Here is a 2,739-nt window from a genome sequence, read left to right as displayed (position 1 = left end):
CTTCAGTTCAGCGGCCATTTCTCGGGCCAGCGCGCCGCGGTAGAACCCGTCGGTGCCCTTGGCGGCGATGCGCTCAAGCGTGCGCGCCAGCCGCGGCTGCTTGAAGAGGCTGCCCACCACGGGAGGCTGCCCACCCGGCAGGAAAGTCTCGGCAAAACCAGGCGCCGCGTGCTCGATGTCCGTCCGCTTGGCCGCCGTGAGCGCGCTTTGGCTGAGTGTCGTGGGCATGCCGCTGCGGGCATGGTGGATGGCATCGGCCAACAAGCGAGAAAGCGGCAGTCGACCGCCCAGGGACTGCTGCGACAGCCGATGGGCCGCTCCCCAACCCGAGACAGTGCCTGCCACGGTGAGCGCGGCCATGCCGCCGCGAAAGGGGATGCTGCCCGTGATGCCGCGCTTGGCATACCACTCGCGCGTGGCCGCCCGAGCACTGCGCCCGCTGGCATCGATACCGCCAGGCACTCCCCCCGGGCCGCGAATGACCCAGAAACCATCACCGCCGATGGCGTTCATGTGGGGATACACGACCGCAATCGTGGCCGCCGCGGCGATCATGGCCTCCAGCGCATTGCCGCCTTCGCGCAGCACATCCAGCGCTGATTGCGCGGCCAGGGAATGGGGGGCGACGGCGATGCCGCGGGTGCCCATGGTGGATTGCATGGTTCGATCCTAGTCCCAGCCGATCGCCTTGGGCAGCCACAGGGCTATCTGGGGATAGAAGAACACGAGCGCGAGGGCCACCCCTTGCAGGATGATGAAGGGCACCACGCCACGGTAGATGTCCTTGATGGTGACTTCGGGCGGCGCCACCCCTTTCAGATAGAACAGGGCCCAGCCGAAGGGCGGCGTGAGGAACGAGGACTGCAGGTTCACTGTGATGAGCATGGCCAGCCACACCGGATCCACCCCCTGCGCAATCAGCACCGGCATGAACAAAGGCACCGCGATATAGCTGATCTCGATCCACTCGATGAAGAAGCCCAAGATGAAGATCAGGAACATCATGAACCAGATGTCGCTGTTCACCCCGCCAGGCAGCAGATCGAACATCTTGGTGATGAGCTCTTCTCCCTGAAGGCCGCGGAAGGCCAGGGCGAAGACCTGCGCAGCCATCAGGATGAACATCATGATGGCGGTGATCTTGGAGGTCTCCAGGGCCACGTCCTTCAGAACTCTCAGCGAAAAGCGCCGCGCACCGATGGTGATGAGCACCGCACCCACCGCGCCCATTGAAGCGGCTTCCGTCGGCGCAGCCACGCCACCGACGATGGCCCCCAGCACCGCCACCACCAACAGGATGGGCGGCACCACCACCTTCCAGAAGCGCTTGAAGAGCTCCTGACGGCTGACCTGCAAGCGCTCTTCCAGCGGAATGGGCGGCATCAGATTCGGGTTCATCCACCCGCGCACCAGCAGATACACGATGTACAGGCCCGCAAGCATCAGACCCGGCATTACCGCCGCCGCGAACAGCGTGCCCACACTCAACTGCATGATGTCGGACAGCAGGATGAGGATGAGGCTGGGCGGGATGATCTGGCCCAAAGTGCCCGATGCGCAGATGGCACCACAGGCGATGCCCTTGTCGTAGCCCCGCCGAATCAGGGTGGGCAGGGTGAGCAGGCCCAAGGTGATGACGGTGGCGCCCACGATGCCGGTGGTCGCTCCCATCAACACGCCAAACAGGATGATGCCCACGCCCATGCCGCCACGCACGCCGCCAGCCACCAGGCCCATCACGTCCAGCAGGTCGTCGGCGAGTCGGCTCTTCTCCAGCATCACGCCCATGAAGACGAACAGCGGAATGGCCATCCACTGGTAACCCGCCACGATGCCGTAGAAGCGCGCGGGCAGCAGGTTGAACAGGCCGTCTCCAAAGCCGAGCCAGCCGAAGACGAAGCCCACCACCGCCAGCGTGGTGGCCACGGGGATGCCGATCATCAGCAGCACAAAAAAGGCTGCCAGCATCAGCAAGGCAAGGGTTTGGGGTTCGAACATCGGCGGTCAGGCTGCAGTTGCAGGGGTATGAGGCGTGGCTTGACGCCGCGCCTGCTCGGTGAGCCAGCAGCGGGCCAGGGCGGCCAAGCACTGCACCACGAGCAGCACATAGCCCAAAGGGATGAAGGCCTTGATGAACCAGCGCATCGGGATACCGCCGGGGTCGGGCGAAACTTCATTGATCGCCCAGGCCTGCCTGACGTACGGGATGCTGAGCTTGATCAGAAGCAGAGAGACCGCCAGAAGAAGCAGCAGCGAAACCACATCCACGACGAACTTCTTGCGCGGCGAGTAGCCGGCGTAGAACACATCCACGCGCACGTTGTCCCCGCGCTGCAGGGCATAGGACATGCCCAAGAGAATGAGCGCGGCCAGCAGATGCCACTCAAGTTCCTGCGCCCACACCGAGCCCAGGCTCATCGTGTAGCGCAGAACCACATTGGTGGCCACGAGGGCGATCATGCCCAGGGCAATCCAGAGCGTGAGGTGGCCCACCGCGTCGATGAAGCGCTCGACGCGCAGGGTCCACCCCTCCAAGGGCGGTGGGGTGCTCATGGTCGACCGATCAGCCGCGGACCTTGACGTGATAGGCCTCTTCGCTGATTTCACTCCACCGGTCAAACTTCGCCTTGAAGCCCATGTAGGAGTCATGCACCTTCTTCACGAGCGGATCCTTGGCGGCGGCTTCAGCCAGCACCTTGTCGGTCTCGGTGCGCAGGGCCTTGATGACCGAGTCGGGCA

At 64.3% G+C, this 2,739-nt stretch carries 3 protein-coding genes; all 3 read right to left on the bottom strand.

Annotation, left to right across the window (positions count from 1 at the left end):
* Nucleotides 1-660 (bottom strand): gamma-glutamyltransferase (locus tag ACIQ2E_RS15380; RefSeq protein WP_398332404.1); only part of this gene is annotated, 660 nt, incomplete at its 3' end.
* Between the two features lie 9 nt (nt 661-669).
* A complete protein-coding gene (locus ACIQ2E_RS15375) occupies nt 670-1,998 on the bottom strand; it encodes a TRAP transporter large permease subunit (protein ID WP_398332402.1) in 1,329 nt (442 codons plus the stop codon).
* Nucleotides 1,999-2,004: 6 nt separating this feature from the next.
* On the bottom strand, nt 2,005-2,553 hold the full coding sequence (locus tag ACIQ2E_RS15370) for a TRAP transporter small permease subunit (RefSeq protein ID WP_398332400.1): 549 nt from the start codon (nt 2,551-2,553) through the stop codon (nt 2,005-2,007).
* Nucleotides 2,554-2,739 lie beyond the last annotated feature (186 nt).

This window comes from Vulcanococcus sp. (assembly GCF_044369115.1).
Classification (GTDB): domain Bacteria; phylum Cyanobacteriota; class Cyanobacteriia; order PCC-6307; family Cyanobiaceae; genus Vulcanococcus.
This window is presented reverse-complemented; position numbering and strand designations above follow the sequence as displayed.

Bases quoted from the DNA above. Each gene is read 5' to 3' on its own strand.
- ACIQ2E_RS15370 (WP_398332400.1), bottom strand. From the start codon at position 2,553: ATGAGCACCCCACCGCCCTTGGAGGGGTGGACCCTGCGCGTCGAGCGC.
- ACIQ2E_RS15375 (WP_398332402.1), bottom strand. From the start codon at position 1,998: ATGTTCGAACCCCAAACCCTTGCCTTGCTGATGCTGGCAGCCTTTTTT.